This window comes from Seleniivibrio woodruffii (genome assembly GCF_004339245.1).
Lineage (GTDB): Bacteria > Chrysiogenota > Deferribacteres > Deferribacterales > Geovibrionaceae > Seleniivibrio > Seleniivibrio woodruffii.
In genome coordinates this window covers 152,576-172,957 of record NZ_SMGG01000004.1, presented here as the reverse complement: position 1 = coordinate 172,957, position 20,382 = coordinate 152,576, and the positions used below count along the sequence as shown (strand labels likewise).

At 48.9% G+C, this 20,382-nt stretch carries 19 protein-coding genes and 1 other RNA gene; 12 read left to right on the top strand and 8 right to left on the bottom strand.

All coding sequences use genetic code 11. The features are described 5' to 3' along the window. Positions 1-35: 35 nt before the first annotated feature. The 4 genes from purD (at position 36) to C8D98_RS06850 (ending at position 2,835) form a co-directional block, all read left to right on the top strand. Positions 36-1,325 carry a phosphoribosylamine--glycine ligase gene (gene purD / locus C8D98_RS06860; RefSeq protein WP_165871224.1) on the top strand — a complete coding sequence of 430 codons (1,290 nt, stop codon included), beginning with the start codon at positions 36-38 and terminating at the stop codon, positions 1,323-1,325. Beyond that, positions 1,318-1,812, top strand: coding sequence for a 5-(carboxyamino)imidazole ribonucleotide mutase (gene purE / locus C8D98_RS13735; RefSeq protein ID WP_165871223.1), 495 nt, complete (start codon positions 1,318-1,320; stop codon positions 1,810-1,812). The genes purD and purE overlap by 8 nt, the downstream gene beginning before the upstream one ends. After that, on the top strand, positions 1,812-2,405 hold the full coding sequence (locus C8D98_RS06855; protein ID WP_132873286.1) for an L-threonylcarbamoyladenylate synthase: 594 nt from the start codon (positions 1,812-1,814) through the stop codon (positions 2,403-2,405). The genes purE and C8D98_RS06855 overlap by 1 nt, the downstream gene beginning before the upstream one ends. An 85-nt stretch (positions 2,406-2,490) precedes the next feature. Beyond that, on the top strand, positions 2,491-2,835 hold the full coding sequence (locus tag C8D98_RS06850) for a cytochrome c3 family protein (RefSeq protein ID WP_132873283.1): 345 nt from the start codon (positions 2,491-2,493) through the stop codon (positions 2,833-2,835). 169 nt (positions 2,836-3,004) lie between these two features. Here the strand turns inward: C8D98_RS06850 and C8D98_RS06845 are convergent, their stop codons facing one another. Beyond that, positions 3,005-3,475: a hypothetical protein gene (locus tag C8D98_RS06845; protein ID WP_132873281.1), complete on the bottom strand. Its 471-nt coding sequence runs from the start codon at positions 3,473-3,475 to the stop codon at positions 3,005-3,007. Between the two features lie 149 nt (positions 3,476-3,624). Between C8D98_RS06845 and C8D98_RS06840 the strand changes: the two genes are divergently transcribed. The 3 genes from C8D98_RS06840 to cysS are packed head-to-tail and all read left to right on the top strand — an operon-like array spanning position 3,625 to position 7,813. Next, a complete protein-coding gene (locus C8D98_RS06840; RefSeq protein WP_132873279.1) occupies positions 3,625-5,592 on the top strand; it encodes a methyl-accepting chemotaxis protein in 1,968 nt (655 codons plus the stop codon). 2 nt (positions 5,593-5,594) lie between these two features. After that, the gene (locus C8D98_RS06835; protein WP_132873277.1) at positions 5,595-6,374 is read left to right on the top strand and encodes an ABC transporter ATP-binding protein; all 780 of its coding nucleotides are present in this window, start codon (positions 5,595-5,597) and stop codon (positions 6,372-6,374) included. Continuing rightward, on the top strand, positions 6,371-7,813 hold the full coding sequence (gene cysS, locus C8D98_RS06830; protein ID WP_132873275.1) for a cysteine--tRNA ligase: 1,443 nt from the start codon (positions 6,371-6,373) through the stop codon (positions 7,811-7,813). The genes C8D98_RS06835 and cysS overlap by 4 nt, the downstream gene beginning before the upstream one ends. A 522-nt stretch (positions 7,814-8,335) precedes the next feature. Here the strand turns inward: cysS and C8D98_RS06825 are convergent. From C8D98_RS06825 to C8D98_RS06800, 6 genes are all read right to left on the bottom strand, one after another. Then, entirely contained in the window at positions 8,336-9,538 is a 1,203-nt protein-coding gene (locus C8D98_RS06825; RefSeq protein ID WP_132873273.1) for an HD-GYP domain-containing protein, read from the bottom strand. A gap of 26 nt (positions 9,539-9,564) precedes the next feature. Then, a complete protein-coding gene (locus tag C8D98_RS06820; protein ID WP_132873271.1) occupies positions 9,565-10,233 on the bottom strand; it encodes a GntR family transcriptional regulator in 669 nt (222 codons plus the stop codon). Between the two features lie 18 nt (positions 10,234-10,251). Next, positions 10,252-10,920, bottom strand: a complete 669-nt coding sequence (locus C8D98_RS06815; protein WP_132873269.1) for a GntR family transcriptional regulator — start codon at positions 10,918-10,920, stop codon at positions 10,252-10,254. Positions 10,921-11,071: 151 nt separating this feature from the next. Then, positions 11,072-11,414, bottom strand: an RNA gene (rnpB, locus tag C8D98_RS06810) — RNase P RNA component class A. 43 nt (positions 11,415-11,457) lie between these two features. Then, the gene (locus C8D98_RS06805) at positions 11,458-12,402 is read right to left on the bottom strand and encodes a 4Fe-4S binding protein (protein WP_132873267.1); all 945 of its coding nucleotides are present in this window, start codon (positions 12,400-12,402) and stop codon (positions 11,458-11,460) included. Positions 12,403-12,456: 54 nt separating this feature from the next. Next, positions 12,457-13,185, bottom strand: coding sequence for a glycerophosphodiester phosphodiesterase family protein (locus C8D98_RS06800; protein ID WP_132873265.1), 729 nt, complete (start codon positions 13,183-13,185; stop codon positions 12,457-12,459). A gap of 117 nt (positions 13,186-13,302) precedes the next feature. Between C8D98_RS06800 and C8D98_RS06795 the strand changes: the two genes are divergently transcribed. The 4 genes from C8D98_RS06795 (at position 13,303) to C8D98_RS06780 (ending at position 18,430) form a co-directional block, all read left to right on the top strand. Further along, the gene (locus tag C8D98_RS06795; RefSeq protein ID WP_132873263.1) at positions 13,303-14,103 is read left to right on the top strand and encodes a GDSL-type esterase/lipase family protein; all 801 of its coding nucleotides are present in this window, start codon (positions 13,303-13,305) and stop codon (positions 14,101-14,103) included. Positions 14,104-14,151: 48 nt separating this feature from the next. Continuing rightward, positions 14,152-15,849 carry a metallophosphoesterase family protein gene (locus tag C8D98_RS06790; protein ID WP_165871222.1) on the top strand — a complete coding sequence of 566 codons (1,698 nt, stop codon included), beginning with the start codon at positions 14,152-14,154 and terminating at the stop codon, positions 15,847-15,849. 70 nt (positions 15,850-15,919) lie between these two features. Next, positions 15,920-16,282: an ArsR/SmtB family transcription factor gene (locus C8D98_RS06785; RefSeq protein WP_132873259.1), complete on the top strand. Its 363-nt coding sequence runs from the start codon at positions 15,920-15,922 to the stop codon at positions 16,280-16,282. Between the two features lie 9 nt (positions 16,283-16,291). Beyond that, positions 16,292-18,430: a heavy metal translocating P-type ATPase gene (locus C8D98_RS06780; RefSeq protein WP_132873257.1), complete on the top strand. Its 2,139-nt coding sequence runs from the start codon at positions 16,292-16,294 to the stop codon at positions 18,428-18,430. A 132-nt stretch (positions 18,431-18,562) separates the two neighbouring features. On the opposite strand, the gene C8D98_RS06775 is transcribed toward C8D98_RS06780, so the two are convergent. Continuing rightward, entirely contained in the window at positions 18,563-19,309 is a 747-nt protein-coding gene (locus C8D98_RS06775) for an SDR family NAD(P)-dependent oxidoreductase (RefSeq protein WP_132873255.1), read from the bottom strand. A gap of 164 nt (positions 19,310-19,473) precedes the next feature. On the opposite strand from C8D98_RS06775, the gene C8D98_RS06770 reads away from it, so the two are divergent. Continuing rightward, positions 19,474-20,370 carry an AraC family transcriptional regulator gene (locus tag C8D98_RS06770; RefSeq protein WP_132873253.1) on the top strand — a complete coding sequence of 299 codons (897 nt, stop codon included), beginning with the start codon at positions 19,474-19,476 and terminating at the stop codon, positions 20,368-20,370. Positions 20,371-20,382: the final 12 nt, after the last annotated feature.

Here is a 20,382-nt window from a genome sequence, read left to right as displayed (position 1 = left end):
AGCGGGGATTTTTTGTATAGCATAAGGAGATGACGATGAAAGTCCTTGTAATCGGCTCAGGCGGCAGAGAACACGCCCTTTGCTGGAAGATAGCACAAAGCCCCCTCGTGGCAAAAATTTATGCCGCACCGGGCAACGGCGGAACTCACCTTGAGAACAAGACAGTGAACATCGCCATAGAAGCGACCGACATTAAAAAACTGCTGGATTTCGCACTCACCGAAAAGATAGACCTTACAATCGTCGGCCCCGAAGATCCGCTGGCGGCAGGAATAGTTGACGTTTTTCAGGATAACGGCCTGAGAGTTTTCGGCCCCTGCAAAGCTGCGGCACAGCTTGAGGCCAGCAAAGCCTTCGCAAAGGATATCATGATCAAAGCGGGAATCCCCACTGCGGCCTATGGAGAATTTACCGACTATGAATCTGCAAAGGCCTACGTCCATCAGCACGGCGCACCCATAGTTGTCAAGGCCGACGGACTTGCGGCAGGGAAAGGCGTAACCGTTGCCATGACATTCGAAGAGGCTCTGAAAGCCCTTGAAGAGATATTCATAGACAGCGTGTTCGGCGAAGCCGGAAACAAGGTGGTCATCGAAGAATTTCTTCAGGGCGAAGAGGCTTCATACCTCGCATTCACCGATGGAAAAACAGTTCTGCCCATGGTCACAAGTCAGGATCATAAAGCTGTTTACGACAACGACAAAGGCCCCAACACAGGCGGAATGGGCGCATACTCCCCTGCCCCTGTGGTCAGCCCGGAGCTGTTCGACAGGGTGACAAAGGAGATAGCCTATCCCCTCATAAAGACGATGGCAAAAGACGGCATAGTCTTCAAAGGCATCATCTATGCAGGGCTTATGATACATAACAACCAGCCCAAGGTGCTTGAGTTCAACGCCCGTTTCGGCGACCCCGAAACACAGCCTGTGCTCTCACGCCTTAAATCCGACATCATCCCCGTGTTTCTGGCATGTACCGATCAGACACTGGACAAGGTCGAGATCGAATGGAGCGACAACCCCACAGTGTGCGTGGTTATGGCATCCGGCGGCTACCCCAGAGACTACAAAAAGGGGTATGAGATTTCCGGAATAGCTGAAGCCGACAAAGTCATAGGCGTAAAGGTTTTCCATGCCGGAACAGCCGACAAAGACGGAAAAACTGTCAACACTGGCGGCAGGGTTCTGGGTGTGACAGCCATAGGCGACACTCTGGAAGAAACCATCAAAACGGCTTACAAGGCTGTTGAGAAAATAAACTGGACTGACGTACACTACAGAAAAGATATCGGAGCTAAGGCTCTCAGGAGGCTTAAAGGTGAGTAAAGTCGGAATCATAATGGGAAGCAAGAACGATTTTGAGATAGCCAGAGAGGCGGTCGAAATACTCAAAGAATTCGGCATCGAGTTCGAAGTCATCGTTTCCAGTGCCCACAGAACCCCCGAACGCACACTTGAGTGGGCAAAAACAGCCGAAGACAGAGGTCTGGACGCAATAATAGCCCTCGCAGGCGCAGCGGCACACCTTGCGGGTGTGGTTGCCAGCGAAACAAACCTTCCCATCATCGCAGTGCCCGTTTCAGCGACTTCGCTGAACGGTCTGGATGCTCTGCTCTCAATGGTTCAGATGCCCGGCGGAATCCCCGTTGCAACAATGGCCATAGGCAAGGCAGGCGCAAAGAACGCAGGTATCTTCGCAGGCCAGATAATCGCCCGCTCCAACAAGGAAGTGGCAAAAAAAGTCGCCAAATATAAAGAAGATATGAAAGAAAAAGTCTATAAGGACAACGAAGCGGTTCAGGAAATGCTGTGATGCTCATAGCTCCGCTGCGCAACCTTTCAGAAATATTCAGGCAGGCTCTCCGTCAGGGGGAGCCTGTTATCTTCCCCACAGACACCATCTACGGGATAGGTGCTCCCCTCTCCGACAAAAAAGCCAACGAAAAGATATTCGAGATAAAAGGACGCGACAGGACAAAACCTTTTCCTGTGCTCATATCATCTTTCAGTCAGGCGGAAGAGCTTGCTCATTTCGACGAACATCAAAAAAAAATTATGGATTTTTTGTGGAGCAAGGGTTCTTTTACCATAATTCTTAAGGCCGGAAAAGGGGTCGAAGGGCTATATACCCTTGATGGAAACATAGCTCTCAGGGTTCCTTTTATGCCTGTTTTAAGACAGATTATTGACAAAACAGGCGCCATCAGTGCCACTAGTGCCAACCTTTCAGGTGTGGAATACTGCGGTGACTTCAAAACAATTCTCAATACTTTCAAAGACTTGGTTCATTACTACTCTTTTCAGGACATAACAGGACAAAACTCATCCGTTATAATCGATCTGACACATCCCAAGCCGATCCTCATAAGGGGAGTTTTCGACATAGAGACTTTATCCCGTATCTGAAAATGTTGTAAATACACAACATCCGATATTGACACTTTTCTTTGAGCAGATTAGTATTATCCAACTTTTTTAGAGAGGAGACATCATGAAAAAAGTAATCATTGCGATGATGGTTGTATTCACATTCGCACTTGTTGCCTACGCAGCAGGTCCTGCAACTATCGATCTGGCAAAAGAGTGGAGCACGCCTACAACTAAGAAGGCTGTTATGTTCCCTCACGACAAGCACCAGGCTAAGCTGAAGTGCGTTGACTGCCACATGACAGAGAAAGGGGGCACTCTGAAAAACCAGAAAACAGGCGCAGCATTTGAGCCTGCTAAACTTGGCATTAAAGGCATGAAAAACCCTGCACACGACGAGTTCTGCTGGGAATGCCACACTGCTAAAAGCGTACCCCAAGGTAAATCCTGCACAAAATGCCACAAGTAATCTGATTACTTGAGCATAAGGGCAAAAATTAACCCCGCCATAGTGCGGGGTTTTTTTTGATTTTATAATACTTTTTGTCACTGCGAAGCCCTCACAGGGCTGTGGCAGTCTCATAACATCAGCTTACGACAGGCTGAGTTCTATTCTTAACCGTAAATGATACGAAGACCTATAATGCTTTCTCTATCTCGGCTATCTGCTCGCTGATGGCAGGTTCGTCTGCCCAGTGGAGTGCTTTTTCCAGAAGCTCCTTCGCTTTTGAAAGGTGGTTCTGTCTGTCCTCTCCTGCGGTTTCGTTTGCTTTTTCAATGCTCGTTCTGGCTGCTGAAAACAGCGACCAGAGCATAAAGCGAACCTGACGCACCTTGTCCATCTTAACCGATATACGGAACAGAAAGAACGCCGCAACGAGGTACGGTGCCCAGATATACCATTTAAAGGGCTGATACAGCAGATATACTGTAATAATAGTCACCAGCGACATCGCCAGCGCAATGTAAAGCCCGGGAACGCCAATATAAAAAACCGGCTCCTTTCCGTCCTTAAATTTTACCGAACGAAACAGCCTCTGGTTTGAATATCTTTTTTTGTAAATCTCATGTATCTGCTCGAAACTGTCTGCAATAACTACCTTTTCCATCTCATTTCCTTAAATATTTTATGTATCAGTTTTTACAGGAAAATGCATTTTAACACAATATTTTTAAAACAAATGTAATAAATATGCTATAATATATCGTTATAGTTATTTATATGTTTTATTGGATATAGAAAAACTACGGAGTATCAATGGGTATCAAGATCAAGCTAATTATGTCCTATCTTCTTGTTTCGGCTTTCATTGTTGTCCTGTCCCTCTCTTTCATATTTTCAAGCAGCAAGGTGAACGGGTTCATAAACACAAATCTCAGTTCGATCCTGACTGACAAAGAGGCATCGGGAATAATCAACAATGAATTCAAGAACGTGGTTATCGCTCTTAAAAGTGCGGTCAATTCAAACTCAATAAAAGAGATAGAACAGTATGAAAGGCAGACGGCGGAGAGTTTTGAAAAAATAAACACCGCCGTGGACAAGGTTGAGGACTCAAGAGACATTTCGAACATGAGCCGTGACCTCAAGTCAAAGACCGAAAAATTCCTCAAAACAAAAAAGGAATACATAAAAGTTCATGAAGAGATGATGATCCTGTTCGACGACATGGACTCATTTTTCCGCAGGCAGAAAGGATTCATCACCGTCAGTCAGGCAGAACTCAAAAAATCCGGAGGATCCGGACTGCCCTATCTGGAAAGGATGATGGAGGAACCCCTCGGAATCAAAATATACATATCCGAGCTGATGTATTCCGAGGATGATGTCGCCGTTGAAGAGGGTATCTACTCACTGATGAACTACAACAAGGCGCTGGTTCAGAAGACAAACACAATGATGTCCCTTACGAATAACGCTTTTGTTAAGGAAAGGATGCAGCTTCTGCTGAAGGCCTGCAAAGAGCTTGACGAAGCGGCACTTCAGATGAAGGAGATCCGTGTGAATGCGCTTAACCTCGAAGGCAGTCTTTTCACTCAGATAAAGGACATGGAAAAGACAGTGGCCGAAACCGAGGCTCTGCTGACAAAACTGGAGGCATCCGCATCAAAACAGATGGACACCGGTATTAAAGAGGTGAACAGCATCTCCAGCAAAGTCACAAGCACGACGTTTGTAATGGTGGGCGTTATACTCATTCTGGCGGTCATTGTGGGCATCTTCTCTGCAACCAAGATAACAACCCCTCTGGTGAGCATTATGAAGGTCTCAGAGTGCATTAAGCAGGGTGATCTGACCTGCGCTGACATCCCGAAAACGTCACAGGACGAGTTCGGCGAACTGACAGATTCAATTAACAGCATGAAGGGCAACCTTTATGAACTGGTTCAGAACATAAAGAACGGAACTGACTACCTGAACACAACCAGCGACCAGACCGTCACCATGATGAAGCAGATGCACGAGAACCTGAACAGCACGTCCATTGAGATGGCATCGGTGGCATCGGCGGCAGAGGAGCTTTCAGCCTCCACATCAAACATCATCGACAGTGTCGAAAACGGCATAAGCGAGGTAAACAGCGCAAAGAAGATGGTTGTTGAAGGCAACTCAAGACTCCAGCAGTCCATAGGACAGGTGAACAGCGTGGCGGCGAATCTGGCGGGTGTTTCGGCAAACCTGACCGACCTCAAAAACGCCAGCCAGCAGATAACCAACATCGTCAGTATCATTGTCGACATCGCCGAACAGACCAACCTTCTGGCTCTGAACGCCGCCATAGAGGCCGCAAGAGCCGGCGAAGCGGGCAGAGGATTTGCCGTTGTGGCGGACGAGGTGCGCAAACTGGCGGAAAAGACCAGCACATCCACTCAGGAGATATCCGGAATGGTGGGCACAATACAGAGCAACGTCACAGACGTTGTCAACCGCATAAACAGCGGCATTGACGAAGTTAAGCAGAGCTCGGACTCCATAAACTATGTGGGCGAAGGATTTGCAGAGGCAGTGAGCCAGATGCAGAGGGCGGCGGCCAGCGTCGAACCCATCCTCACCATCATAGAGCAGCAGTCCGAAGCCATAACAAACATAACCTCCACCGTGACCAATGTTAGTATTGCATCTGCGGATAATAAAGTTATAGTAGATGAGGTGAGCGAGTTCTCCAACCGTATCGGTGACCTTGCGCACCAACTCAAGGACAATACTGCCAGATTCAAGGTGTAGGTTTGAAAGAAAGCATCATACAGCTTAACAATTTAACAAAACATTACAGGGCCTTTGAGGGTATCTTCAAAGGCTCTTCTACTATCATCAAGGCCGTGGACAACATCAGCCTGACAATCGAAAAAGGACGCTCACTGGGAATAGTGGGCGAATCGGGAAGCGGAAAGACCACTCTGGCCAAGATAATCACAGGAATTATCCATCAGGATTCAGGCGAAGCTCTTTACAAGGGCAGAGATATCCGCACACTTGGAAAAGACTATCAGGACTACCGTAAAAACGTTCAGATGGTGTTTCAGGATCCATACCTGAGCCTGAACCCCAAACTCACCGTATTTTCGTCCATGAAGGACGCAATAATCAAATACTCAGGCAAAAAGGACGTCAGAAGCTACTGCGAAGAATGCCTGAAAATGGTAGGACTTGAAAGCGAGCATCTGGACAGATATCCCCACGAGTTTTCAGGCGGCCAGAGGCAAAGGCTCTCAATCGCCCGTGCGCTGTCGCTGAACCCTGAGATAATCGTTGCGGACGAACCCGTCAGTTCACTGGACGTTTCCGTTCAGTCACAGATTCTCAACCTGATGAAAAAATTAAAACTTGAAAACAACCTGACCTTTATTCTAATATCACATGACCTTGCCGTGGTCTCCTTCCTGTGCGACGACATTCTTGTAATGAACATGGGAGAGGCTGTGGAATACGGAACTGCCGCAGAGGTTCTGGGCAATCCGAAACAGGAATATACTAAGCGGCTCATTGCCGCCAGCAAGGGTGAATGATGCTGAACGTTTATAATACGCTCACCGGACAGAAAGAAGTCTTCAAACCTATCAGCGGGAACAGGGTAAAAATATACGTCTGCGGCGTGACCGTATACGACTATTGCCATATCGGCCATGCCAGAAGCGCAACCGTTTTCGATGTTATCCGCCGCTACCTTATGCACAAAGGTTTTGAGGTCACTTTCGTCAAAAACTTCACCGACATCGACGACAAGATAATCAAACGGAGCAACGAACAGGGAATCCTCTGGACGGAGCTTACGGACAAATTCATAAAAGAGCACGATGCAGATATGGATGCACTGAACATCCTGCGCCCCGACCACACTCCCAAGGCCACTGACTATATCGGCGGCATGATAAAAATGTGCGAAACCCTCATTGAAAAAGGGTTTGCATACGAGTCAAACGGCGACATCTACTACCGTGTGCAGAAGTTTGAGGAATACGGCAAACTCTCCCACCGCAAACTGGACGACATGATGGCCGGAGCACGCATCGAGGTGAACGACAACAAGGAGAATCCTTTCGACTTCGTTCTCTGGAAAGCGTCCAAGCCCGGTGAACCCAGCTGGGAAAGCCCATGGGGAGCCGGACGCCCCGGATGGCACATCGAATGCAGCGTCATGAGCGAGGATACCCTCGGTCTGCCTTTCGACATCCACGGAGGCGGACGTGACCTTGTGTTCCCCCACCACGAAAACGAAATAGCCCAGTCCGAAGCGGCCTGCGGATGCGAGTTTTCAAAATACTGGATACACAACGGCTTTGTTAACGTCAATCAGGAGAAGATGTCAAAATCCCTCGGCAACTTCTTCACCATAAGAACCGTTCTGGACGAGTTCAACCCCGAGATAGTGCGCTTCTTCCTTATGACAACGCACTACAGAAGCTCGCTGGATTTCTCACAGGATCACCTTCTGGAGGCCGAAAGGTCGCTGGACAGAATATACACCATGCTCGATGAACTGAACCGCTTCAACGCCGGAAAAAAGGGAACTGACGTTTCCGCAGAGGCTATGAAGGTTTCGGATATCTTCATGGAAAAATTCGAAGCGGCGATGGACGACGATTTCAATACACCGGAGGTTCTGGCGGCACTCTTTGAGGCCGTTCGTGAGTTCAACAGACTTATGGCCGCTAAACCTGAAAAAGAGAGTTTTGCTGTGCTGAAAGAAGCCTGCGAAAAGGTTTTCGCTGTGACAGCCTCAGTGCTGGGCATAATCAGATATACCCCCACAGAGTGGTTCAGGCTGAACCTCTCCATCAGCGAAGACGAGCTGAATGCATACATCGCCCAGAGGACGGAAGCAAAAAAAGAGAAGGATTTCGCCAGAGCTGACGAGATCCGCAATACCCTGAAAGAAAAGGGCATCGAGCTTCTGGACACCATCGAAGGCACAATTTACAGAGCCAAGAAGATACGGAATATATAACTGTCATTGTGAACCGGAGCGTGGAAGACTGCTCCGGTTCGCAGTAACGACATCAGTCATTCTGAGTGCAACGAAGAATCTCTGTTTGCTGAAATGAGACCCTTCGGCTTCGCCTCAGGGTGACGCTTTATCTTTTTTTATGCAAAATGAGGTATGAGACTGCCACACCTGCTCCGCAGGTTCGCAGTGACGACTTGTGCTATGTTAAGAATCTGGTGTTTATAACCAAGCAGTTCGAGGCGGAAGGAAAAAAATCACCTGAGTGTACATAGAAGTACATGATGGGGATTTTTTGACTAACAACGAAGAAATGCGAAGTTTTATAAACGCCATAAATTAAAAAAGGCGAACTTTTCAGTTCGCCTTTTCTATATTTAAGAACCTACAGGGGATATACAAAGAGTTTTCACTCGAAGAGAGTCGTATTTAACGGTACAAAAGATCCCAATCGAACCTTTGTTACCTTCGTCTTATATTTGAAAGATAGTTGGAATAAAAAATAGTTCAATAAGATTGTTGAAATTATTTCAATTCATTCAACTTTTCGATGAAGATGTATACTTCCTGAGGGATATCAATACCTTGAGGATTAACAGGCCCCAGTATCCGGCGTTTGTTTATGCCCGCCTTGGACATATCGCACAGATAAACTGGTTTCTGCCTGCCTGTTTTGTCGCAAAAAATCATAACGATTGGTTCAGTGGGTCTGGAATGGTTTATTTTTGTGACCACGCCTAGCTCGTTGTTGTCCATCAGAACCAGCGAGCCGACCGGATATATTCCGACGTTCATCACAAAGAAGTCGAATATCTTGCGGTTTATGTGGCTGTCTGTCCATTTCAGCATCAGCCTGAGGGCGGATGAAGGTTCCATCCCCTTGTGATAGCATCTGTCGCTGGTGATGGCATCATAAATGTCCACCACAGCCCCTATTTTACCCTCTATTGAGAGCTGTTCGTCTTTAAGTCCGTTAGGATACCCCGAACCGTCAAAGCGCTCGTGGTGCTCTATGGTCATTCTGAGCATGGATTCGTCCACACCCTGCCCTTTCAAAAAGTCATATCCCCGTATAACGTGGGATTTCATCAGGGAAAATTCCTGTTCTGTGAGTCTGCCCGGCTTGTTCAGAACATCATCAGGAACCAGCATCTTGCCCACGTCGTGCATAAGCCCCGCCTGAGCGATGCGCTCAATCTCTTTTTTGTTCATACCCAGATGGGACGCAAGGCAGGATGCAAAAATACTTACGTTCATCGAGTGCAGGAATGTATAGTCGTCATGGTGTTTGAGTTTTGCAATGCTTGAAAGAACGCCCTTGTTGCGGACAGTGACCTCGGCAATATTTGATGCAACGTTCTTTGCGGCGGAGTGGCTGAACATCTTTCCGGCCTTAACGTCGTCCAGAAGGGTTTTGAGAACCTTCACCGACTCGGAATAGATCACCTTGCCGTTTTTGACCTCGTCCAGATTGATATAGTTTGGTGCTCTTGACAAGTGCTCGGCAATGACCAGTTCGGCCTTGTCCGTGAAAAGATCCTGAATAGCCTCTTCCTCGGCGGTCATTTCTATGAAAACATGGCCGATTCCGTGCTTTTTCAGTTTATCTATAATGGAGTTATCTTTGATGACAAACTTATGGACCAACAGATCCGTTTCGAGCCAGTTTCTGTCCAGTTTGACAACCTTATCGCCAACCTTAAGGTCGCCGACGGAAACCTTTCTCATAAAACCTCGGAAAGTACTTGTGTCTATTATTTCTGAGAGGAGTTGAACTGTTCCTTAATGAACTGCCATCCGTTATAGACGTGCTTTTCAACAACTTTCTCAACCTTTTCCGGGTCACGCATTTCGAAAGCTTTCAGCAGGTCGTTGTGTTCATCGCTGACCTCCTGCGTTCTCCCCTCGATGGAGAAAGAGAATACGGTGGCACGTTTAAACTGTTGCTGAAGCCCTTCGAGCATCTTAATAAGCCTGTCATTTCCGCATTTATAAATGAATATTCTGTGGAAGTCGTAGTTCCAGTGGATCATCTGGGAAACGGCACGGGAAGTGCCGGAGTCCATTTTTTTAACCAGCTCACGCATCTTGTCCAGATCGTGACTGTCCAGATTGTTCACAGCCAGCTTGGAAGCCAGCGGCTCAAGCTTCATTTTAATAACGAAGATATCGTCGATATCCTTGGCCGTCAATGTTGTGACAACCGCACCCCTGCGGGGGATAATCTCTATGAAGCCTTCCATTTCAAGGAGTCTGAGAGCCTCTCTGATGGGGGTTCTGGAGATTCCGAGCATTTCTGAAAGTTTCGGTTCAACAAGTCTTTCGCCGGGTTTAAGCTGCCCTTTGATTATGTTGTTTCTTATTGTGGAAGCTATCTTTTCGCTGAGCGGGGTATTGTCGATGTTTATGTCTTTAACAGCCACTTTTTCCTCTTTGTGTTATCAGCGGTTGTTTATCCGCTGTTTCAGATATTCCCATCCGCTGTTGATATGCTCACGGACGGTTTTTTCCGCCAGATCCGGGTCTCTGGAGATGAAGGCGTCGATTATCTTTTTATGTTCCTTAACGGCATTTGCCGCCCTGCCCGCATCGGACATCAGCATGCTTTTAAGCCGCTGGAAGTTTTTGGACATGCCGTCAAGGATATCCACCAGTTTTTCGTTGCCGGATGCGGCAATGAAAACGTTGTGGAAGTCAATATTGTCTTTATGGTGTTCGTCAGGCACCCCGGGGTTCTTTTCGGAATAGTCTCTGAATTTTTTGTTAATGCTGATGAGTATTTCAATCTGATCATCGGTAAGGTTAACTGTGGCCTGTCTTGCGGCGAGGCCTTCAAGGTTTGCCTTTATTGCGTAGAGGTCGTCTATGTCTTTGATGGTAAGCTCTTTAACAACAGCTCCTCTTCTGGGTACGATCTCTATGAAACCTTCACCCTCAAGCTGTCTGAGAGCTTCTCTTATGGGAGTTCTGGATATGCCGAGAGTCTTTGCGAGCTTCGGCTCGACCAATCTTTCACCGTTGCGGTAAACGCCTCTGATAATATCCGTTCTAATTATATCGGCAATCTTTTCCCGCAGCGGCTTGCTTTCAATAAAGACATCCTGATTCAAGCAGCCAACCCCTTAGCAGTATACTATGTTTTTAAAAAAGTACACAGTATACAGTATACAATTACCCGAATATAACTGTTTTTTTTGAGCCAGTCAACGGCTAATAGATGTGATGCGAAATTAAAACAGGAACGAATGTTCATGACAAAAAAAGGAAAGAAGACCCGTAAGCCGGATTCTGTTCTAACGGTCATTTATCCAGCCCCGCAATTGCTCACGGGGTCAAGCTGCCCACCCGCAGACAAAGAACGGGCCGTTCTTAACTGTCTGCCTATTTGGCATTGCACCGGATGGGGTTTGCCCTGCCGCCTGCGTTGCCGCAGGCGCGGTGGTCTCTTACACCGCCGTTTCACCCTTACCGCACTTTCGTGCGGCGGTCTGTTCTCTGTGGCACTGTCCCTGTTTCGCAACAGGCCGACGTTATCGGCCATCCCGCCCTTCGGTGTCCGGACTTTCCTCCCGCACAATGTGCCGGCGACCGTCCGGTCTTCTTTCATTTGATATAGATACAGACTTAATCCGTATTTTTCAATAGTTTTAATGGCTCAGCTGATTGAGCTTAGAAAGCCAGAAGGCATAGTCCGATGCCGCAACCCTGCTCTCCCAGAAACCTGCCGCCATTGCGGCAATTATCAGCACCACGGCAACAGCAAAAACTGCCATTGAAAGATGCTTCGCCTTGATATCCTTTTTGCAGGTCTGCAGACATTTTTCGTTATGGCGAACCGCAAGGCAGTCGTGACAGCCTATGCAGTCGGGGTTCATCATGATGTTCACCTTGTGCACCTGAATGTCCATGGGGCATGCCTTGGTACATTTCATACAGTTCACGCATGCATCCTTGTCCCTTTTGATTATAAGGGGCGAAACCGCAGAGAAGATTGAAAGGAAAACTCCGTAAGGGCAAAGGTATTTACACCAGAACCCCTTGAACACCAGAGTAAGTCCGATGGCGGCGATAACGAAGATTATCGTTCCCTGACCGGGACTTACAAAGAAATCCAGCATTTTTGCATCGGCAACGAAGTTATAGGGCGCGTTAAGGAAGGCGGTTATTGCCTCCACAGGCATTTTTATCACTATAAAATAGAGGAAGAATCCCGCTCCGGCGTATTTTATAACTGATACCGCATAGCCCGCATAACGGTTCATCCCCTTGTTGCGCCCGATTAGAGAAACAACCTCGGAAAAGAACCCCACAGGGCAGATATAGCCGCAGAAGGAGCGGCGGAAAAGAAAACTGACCAGAATGAATATCAGCAGAAGGCTTAAGCCCGCAGGGTGTATCCAGTCCCAGTTTCCGGTGAATATGAATCTTTTGAGAGCCATGATTGCGCTGATTGGCAGAAAAGCCTCGACCCCGCCCGGCTTGACAACGCTGAAATCCCCGGCCTGAACCGCTTTAAGGAACTTTACGAACGCAAAACCCAGATAAACCGAGCATATAAGGAAAAAAGCCTGAATGAAACGTCTGTTTCTCATGTGTTCCCCCTGAACCACTGTAAAAGAATAAAAATGATGAGTAATTGAGCTGAATCAAAAAAGAGCTTCGATTATCCTGTCGGGTCTGTTTGTGGTCAGACTGTCCACGCCCATGTCACGGAAAGAGACCGCATCCTCCTCGCTGTCCACTGTCCAGACGTTAAGATGGAGGTCTTTGAGCCTTTTTCTCATGGATGAAACATGAAGCAGTTCCGCCCGTGTGGAAAAACCGTCCAGATTCGCATCAGTCACCATTTTTGCAGTGCGGTTATACATCTCAGGGTGAAGTTCGATGTTGTAGCCGAACTCGCCTATCCAGAGCACTCTGCATCCGGAAAGGGCTTTTCTGGCCTCAACACAGACATCGTAGCTGAAACTGAACACCACCGCACTCTCTACATGACCGGGGTACTCCTGTAAAAGTTCTGAAAGGTAAGGAATTATTTCTCTGCCGCATTTAACCTCTATAAAAATGTCTTTGCTGGCGGGCATCATCTGAAAAACCTCTTCCAGAACGGGAACGTGTTCGCCTTTGAATTTTGAAGACTTCCAGCTTCCGGCATCGCATGCCCTTATCTGGTCGTAAAAGGACATATCAGCACGCATAAGCATGTCCGAGGTTCTGGCAGTGGTGACATCGTGCAGAGCGATGATGCGCTTGTCAGCAGTAAGCCGCACATCCAGTTCAACGCCGTCTGCGCCCTCGTCCAGAGCCAGTCTGAAAGCCGCAAGTGTGTTCTCCGGGGCGGCAAAGGATGCGCCCCTGTGCGCTATTATCTTCATAATCCTGATTATATCCTATTTTTTACCGGAATACCATAGTTCAGCCCTTGAAATAACTGGATTTATCGCCAATTTTGGGATAGAACAATCGCTGCAAATACAATTGAGGGAAACAAAATGCGTTTTCTGTTAACAATTTTTATACTTACAATATCTTTCATATCCTACGCCGCACCAACACCCCCCAAAAGGGAATTTACAAAACCCGCAGGCTATGAGCGCACAGCGGAGATGTACAGATCATACGGAATGAACGATTTCGGACGCATCCTGATGCTCGGAGACTCCATCACCCATGGAGCCTACTGGAATGAGCTGATGAAGCGCAGCGATGTAATCAACAGAGGAATACCCGGCGACACGACCTTCTGGATGCTTGAGCGTCTGGACTATGTCACCACCGGAAAAATGGAAAAGGCATTTATTCTGGCGGGCATAAACGATATCTCCAAATATCAGCTCCCCGCCTCGATATTCGGCAGATACACGAAAATAATCGACTATCTCACAGCAAGAGGCATCAAGCCCCACGTTCAGTCCGTTATCTATCTGGGCAAGCTGAACCCGAAATATGAGGTTTACAACGTCAGGATAAAAGAACTGAACGGAATGCTGAAAGAATATGCTGACAAGAACGGCTATGCGTTCATCGACCTGAATCCAGTTCTTTCCCCCGACGGCTTTCTGAAAGACGAATACACCTACGACGGCACACACCTTACAGCCACCGGCTACGGTCTCTGGAGAGATATCCTCGCTCCCTACATGACCGATGCTGCCGCTGTGCCTGCTCCTGCGGAAACAGTACCCGCTGAGACCCAGCCCGCAGTTCCGGCAGTGCCTGAGCAGACCGCTCCCGCAGTTGTTCCCGCACCTGCGGCACCTGCCCCCGACAAAGTTATCCTTCCCGCACAGTAAATTCCACAGGGCGGCCTCGGCCGCCATTTTTATATGGTATCATCCTTTATGCTCAACAGACGCAGATTCTTAAAACTATCAGCCACAGCTCTCGCCGCCGCATCAGCGGGATGCCTCTCCGGCAAACTGCCTGCTGAAAAAAAACTGCCGGAATCGAAACTCCCGTCAGAGAATGCGTGGCGGTTCGGCATAATCGCCGACACCCAGTGGGAGGCGGACGACAACGGCTTCAACCCCGCATCCTGCGCAGTTGAGATACTGAATGCCGTCTATGCGGAGTTCATAAAGCATAATGTCGAGTTCGCATTTCACATGGGCGATATGACCGACGACGGCAAAGATCCTTTCGCAGTATACAACAGAGCCACGGAAAAATATGACGTTTACGGTCCCGCAGACGCCATGGGCATTGTCGCCCGATATACCCAGCAGCTGTACAACAGAGGAATAGGTTTTTTCCCGCTCAGAGGAAACCACGAGAACTCTGAGATATGCGCCCTTGAGTTCAGAAATTTCTTTCCGCAGACACAGAACGGCATACACAACAGCACAGAGGCGCAAAGAGCCGCATATGCCGTTTTTAATCCGGATGCCAAGCGTCTGCCGGACATAAAACGCACGAGCAAACCCTTCTCTATGGGAACAAATTTTTCATCCCCTTCGGACGACCTGAAAGGGTTTTCATACAGCTTTGACCACAAAAACGTTCGGTTCGTAATTCCGGATATCTTCACCCTGCCCGACGGCACAAAAAGAACCATCCGCAGTCAGCAGGACTGGATAACCGACAGGCTCAAGACCAGAGAGACTGAACACGCAATAGTCCTCACCCATAAAGGACTTCTGACCCAGCGCAACAGGGACTGCATTTTCGGGGCGGAAACCTCAAAAACAACTCCCGGACAGGACGAGTTCATAACCTCGCTGTCACAGAACGGAGTAAGATATCTCATCTGCGGACACGACCACATGTATGACAGAAGCCATGTTTATACCCACGACGGAGGATCCGCAAAGGTCACTCAGATAATTGCAGGTTCTGACAGCTCAAAGTTCTACATTCCCAGAGTGCCCTCCAACGACGAAACCTACAGCGAAGGCAGACGCCAGAAGCTGATAAGTCAGGAACTGTTCGCCATCAGCTATATAATCGTCACGGTGGACGGGGAACACGTTACTTTCGACTACTACTCATCCCCCTGCTACACAGGGGACACCATAGTCAACACCCCGTACCTGAATTTCAGCAGACAGGACACTTTCGGATACAGCCTGAACGGCAGAAATTTTTTAGTGCCATACGGAGCGGAGTATTCCGTAACAGAGCTTACGAGCGCAGGCGGAACTACGGCAAAAATACTCGGCGGCATAAACGGCAACGAAGGCAAAGACCTTTCTGGCCGCAGATTCAACGTTGAGGTCTGCACAGGATTTTATCCGAAGGACGGTGCAACGGCCGGAGACATCCTGACCCTGACGGGGATGGACTACACCCTCGGCAGCGGCTTCACCGATATATTCACCCTATCAATGACCTATGATTCCGGCAGCCCTGTTCTGGCCGGACTGAACGAAAAAGGTCAATGGCAGAACGCTGTGGATTTCAGCTCCGGCGGGGTAGGCCAGTTTATCAGAGGTGCATGGAAACCCGAATATCCTCTGGGCACATATGGAATAGACACATCCTCAAAGACCGTCTGGGCGGTCATCAACACCAACGGCTTTTTCGCTCCCGTCAATTTCTGATTTTTCATTCTTGACACGCAGGACCCTTTTAACTAACGTATGAATATATATTCATTCGTTTGAGGGTAATATGGAAGACAGAGAGTTTATCTGCGAAAAAAACTGCGGCCACGACGAGACCGCAGTGTGTCTGGCAAAGTCCGCAATGCTTCCTGAAAACGACATCCAGCGGCTGGCGGAGATGTTCAAGATACTTGGTGACCCCACCCGCATAAAGATCCTCCATGCGCTCACAGGGCGGGAGCTTTGCGTGTGCGACATAGCGGAGACGCTGGGCATGGGGCAGTCGGCGATATCTCATCAGCTCCGGATGCTGAAAGGCTACAGGCTGGTGAAATACCGCAAAGAGGGAAAAGAGGTAATCTATTCTCTGGACGATGCACACATTCTGGGACTTCTATGCATGGGTCTGGATCACATAAATCATTCATAGGGGAGAGAGATGAGCGAAAAACAGGCATGCGGATGCTGCTGTTGTCCGCAGAAGGAAGAGATTCAGGAGACCGTTCCGGCCGGAGGCGAACAGGCTGTGTTCCGTGTTCAGGGACTTGACTGTGCCGACTGCGCCGCAAAGGTCGAGAACATCATAAAACAGATGGAGGGTGTGCTCTATGCACGTCTGAGCTTTGCCTCGGCAACACTCACCGTCCGCCACAACACCGACCCCGCAAAGATAATCCGTGCCGTTAAGCAGGCGGGCTATTCCGCAGTTCCCGCCGATGTTCAGACAGAAGAGAAGCAATCGTGGCTGAAAGACAGAAAAACTGTCGGAACCATAACATCGGGAATTTTTCTCGCAGCGGGTTTTCTGCTGGGTATGGCAGGAAACGAAGCAACATCCAATGCACTCTATGCGGCGGCCATGATAACCGGCGGCTGGAATGTTGCTCTCAGCGGACTTTACAGCCTGAAAAAGAGAACGATGGACACCAATTTTCTGATGCTCATTGCGGCCATAGGCGCAGGAGCCATCGGCGAGTGGAGCGAAGGTGCCGCCGTTGTTTTCCTTTTTTCGCTGGGCAACGCACTTCAGGCATACACAATGGACAAGACCAGAAGATCCATCCGCTCGCTCATGGAAAAAGCACCTAATGAGGCTCTGGTCATGCGGGATGGAACTGAAAAGATACTCAATGTAAATGAAATATCCATCGGAGATACCATCCTCGTTAAACCCGGGGAGAAGATAGCCATGGACGGCGAAGTGGTGAACGGGTTTTCCGCTGTAAATCAGGCCTCCATAACAGGAGAGTCCGTACCCACCGAAAAACAGACGGGGGACACGGTTTACGCCGGAACGCTCAACACCACAGGCGCACTGACCATAAGAGTCAGCAGACCCGCATCGGACTCCACAATCAGCCGTATCATGAGTATGGTTGAGGAGGCACAGGCACAGAAAGCACCCATGCAGTCGCTGGTGGACAGATTCGCCGCATGGTATACCCCTGCGGTGGTGGTCTCCGCTGTACTTCTGACCGCAGTTCCCGTTCTGGTATTCGGTCAGAGTTTCGATGAATGGTTTTACAAGGCACTGGTGCTTCTGGTGATCTCGTGCCCCTGTGCACTGGTGATATCCACCCCTGTGTCGATTGTTTCTGCCATAGGCAACGCATCCAGAAGGGGTGTGCTTATCAAGGGCGGAGTGTTCCTTGAGCAGATGAGCAGAATCAGAGCCATAGCTTTCGATAAAACCGGAACGCTGACATCTGGCAGACCCGTCATTACCGACGTTCACGCAGACAGGGTTTCAGAAAAGGAACTTCTGACACTGGCGGCATCGGTCGAGAGATTCTCCGAGCATCCTCTGGCTCATTCCATAGCAAACTCTGTGGAAAGATCAGAACTTCTGCCAACTGAAAATTTTGAAGCGATACCTGGCAAAGGAGCGAAAGCCTTAGTTGAAGGCAGAACAGTCTATGTGGGTAACAAAAGGCTGTTCGGTGAATCGGCATTTGCCATGGATGAGCTTGAAAAGCAGGGCAAGACAGTTGTTTATGTGGGTACTGACGAAGGTATTCTGGGACACATCGCCCTTGCGGACGTTCTGCGGGACGGAAGCCATGAGGCTGTGAAAGCTCTGAAAGAGAGCGGGATTGAATGTGTTGCCATGCTCACCGGAGACAACAGGCGTGCGGCGGATATGATAGCCTCCAAACTGGAGCTGGATGAGTGTTTCAGCGAGCTTCTGCCGGAAGACAAAACAGCGGCACTGAAACCTCTTGCCGATAAATACGGACGTGTGGCCATGGTTGGTGACGGGGTGAACGATGCCCCTGCCCTCGCACTGGCGGATATAGGCATTGCCATGGGTGCGGCAGGAACTGATGCCGCTCTGGAAACAGCGGACATAGCCCTTATGTCGGACGACATAGGCAAACTGCCCTATCTTATGAAACTGAGCCGCAAGACCGTGGCGGTCATAAAGCAGAACATAACATTCTCGGTTGCCGTTAAGGCTCTGTTCATCGCAGGCACATTCGCAGGGATAACCAACCTCTGGCTGGCAGTGTTTGCAGACACCGGAGCTTCAATTCTCGTTACGCTGAACGGGATGAGGCTGATAAAAGAGATTAAATAAACATCTTAATTATATAACTTTTTAGAACCGAACAGTTTAAGGCGGAAGGCGGAAAATATGCGCAGTGTACATAGAAGTACATGAGCAGGATTTTCTGCCTTCCAACGCAAAAATGTGATGTGTTATAAAAAGTTAAAGCAGTGTGCCGCCGGATGCTTCGATCCGCATACCGTTGATCCACCGAGCCTCCGGTGACAGCAACGCCGCAGCCGCTCCGCCGATATCATCCGGCAGACCGACCCTGCCCAGTGCGGTCATTGAGGCTATGAGTTTGTTCACCTGTTCGTTGTCTCGAACCACCCCGCCGCCGAAATCCGTCTCTATTGCTCCGGGAGCCAGAGCAACAACGCTGATGCCCCTTGCGCCCAGTTCTTTCGCCATATATCTGGTCAGGGTATCCACAGCGGCTTTAAGGCTTCCGTATACGCTGTAGCCGGGCATACAGAATCTTGCCAGACCTGACGAAAGGTTCATTATCCTGCCTCCGTCCTTTATCAGCGGCAGAAGTTTCTGCGTAAGAAAAACAGGTGCCTTCAGGTGGATGTTCACCAGCAGGTCGAACTGCTCCTCCGTGGTCTCCGTGAACGGTGCATTAATGCCTATTCCGGCGTTGTTCACCAGATTGTCGAAGGTTTCACTGTCAAACCCCTTAAGCGCATCTTTAACATCATCCGCAAACGCCTGAAACGTTGCGCTCTTTGAAACGTCCAGCTGCAAAGCCGCCGCCTTTCTTCCTTTATTCAGGATCTCAGCGACAACCGCTTCCGCCTCGTCCTTTCTGCTGTTATAAGTCAGAATTATGTCGTGACCTCTGTCCGCCAGAGTCAGCGCCATGTTTTTTCCAAGCCCTCTGCTTCCGCCTGTTATGAGTGTTATCATCTGATTCCTCCTTGGTTCATTCCGTCCGTTGTAACAATAATACCTGCACGCATTTGAGGAAATACACAGACCTGCCGCATTATTGCCCAAAACTGCGGCGCATGCATTTTTATGTTTTATTATTTGCGTTTAAGAATATACTGTAATCAAACACAGGAGAGCATATGAAAACTGATGCCCTGAAACAGATATCACATATAATTGACAAATACTCCGATAAAGAGGGAGTCGCAAACACAGCGATAGACTGCCTGCATTTTTATAAGGTTACCACAGCCGGAGTGCGGACGGCTTCGGTCTATACCCCATGTGTGTGCTTCATTGTGCAGGGGAGCAAGGAGATGACCCTTGAAAATGAGGTTTATAAATACTCCGAGCTGAACTATCTGGCCGTTTCCGTCGAACTCCCCGCAACAGGGTGCGTTGTTACGGCGAAACCGGAAAAACCTTATATGTGCGTTCAGGTGGACATAGACCCCATCCAGATAAGCGACATAATCAGCAAAAGCGGAATAGAGATTGTGCCGGAAACGGCAACCGACAGGGGCGTTTTTGTGGGGGAGATGGACGAAGGGATAACCGACAGCGTTCTGCGGCTGGTGAAACTTCTGGACAGCCCTCAGGATGCGCAGTTTCTGGCTCCTCTGGTCACTGCTGAGCTTTTCTACAGGCTTCTGACAAGTCCCAACGGACGCAGGATAGCCAAGCTGGCTGTTGCAGGCGGGAACATGCAGAAGATAGCCGAGGTCATCAAAAACCTAAAAACCAATCTGAGCAAATCATTTTCCGTTGAAGAGCTGGCGCAGATGGCAAACATGAGCCAATCCACATTTCATCATCACTTCAAAGAGGTCACCGCCATGAGTCCTTTACAGTTTCAGAAGAAGCTGAGGCTCACAGAGGCCAGACGGATAATGATAGCAGAGACTGCTGATGCCGCCAGCACGGCATACAGAGTGGGCTATGAAAGCCCTTCGCAGTTCAGCAGGGAATATTCAAGAATGTTCGGCGCACCGCCTGCGGCAGATGCGGCAAGGATGCGTGCGGGACTGACGGCATAAAAAAAGCCTCCC

Coding starts and splice junctions, on each gene's coding strand:
- purD (WP_165871224.1), top strand. CDS start 36: ATGAAAGTCCTTGTAATCGGCTCAGGCGGCAGAGAACACGCCCTTTGC.
- C8D98_RS06855 (WP_132873286.1), top strand. CDS start 1,812: ATGCTCATAGCTCCGCTGCGCAACCTTTCAGAAATATTCAGGCAGGCT.
- C8D98_RS06850 (WP_132873283.1), top strand. CDS start 2,491: ATGAAAAAAGTAATCATTGCGATGATGGTTGTATTCACATTCGCACTT.
- C8D98_RS06845 (WP_132873281.1), bottom strand. CDS start 3,475: ATGGAAAAGGTAGTTATTGCAGACAGTTTCGAGCAGATACATGAGATT.
- C8D98_RS06840 (WP_132873279.1), top strand. CDS start 3,625: ATGGGTATCAAGATCAAGCTAATTATGTCCTATCTTCTTGTTTCGGCT.
- cysS (WP_132873275.1), top strand. CDS start 6,371: ATGATGCTGAACGTTTATAATACGCTCACCGGACAGAAAGAAGTCTTC.
- C8D98_RS06825 (WP_132873273.1), bottom strand. CDS start 9,538: ATGAGAAAGGTTTCCGTCGGCGACCTTAAGGTTGGCGATAAGGTTGTC.
- C8D98_RS06805 (WP_132873267.1), bottom strand. CDS start 12,402: ATGAGAAACAGACGTTTCATTCAGGCTTTTTTCCTTATATGCTCGGTT.
- C8D98_RS06800 (WP_132873265.1), bottom strand. CDS start 13,185: ATGAAGATAATAGCGCACAGGGGCGCATCCTTTGCCGCCCCGGAGAAC.
- C8D98_RS06795 (WP_132873263.1), top strand. CDS start 13,303: ATGCGTTTTCTGTTAACAATTTTTATACTTACAATATCTTTCATATCC.
- C8D98_RS06790 (WP_165871222.1), top strand. CDS start 14,152: ATGCTCAACAGACGCAGATTCTTAAAACTATCAGCCACAGCTCTCGCC.
- C8D98_RS06785 (WP_132873259.1), top strand. CDS start 15,920: ATGGAAGACAGAGAGTTTATCTGCGAAAAAAACTGCGGCCACGACGAG.
- C8D98_RS06780 (WP_132873257.1), top strand. CDS start 16,292: ATGAGCGAAAAACAGGCATGCGGATGCTGCTGTTGTCCGCAGAAGGAA.
- C8D98_RS06775 (WP_132873255.1), bottom strand. CDS start 19,309: ATGATAACACTCATAACAGGCGGAAGCAGAGGGCTTGGAAAAAACATG.
- C8D98_RS06770 (WP_132873253.1), top strand. CDS start 19,474: ATGAAAACTGATGCCCTGAAACAGATATCACATATAATTGACAAATAC.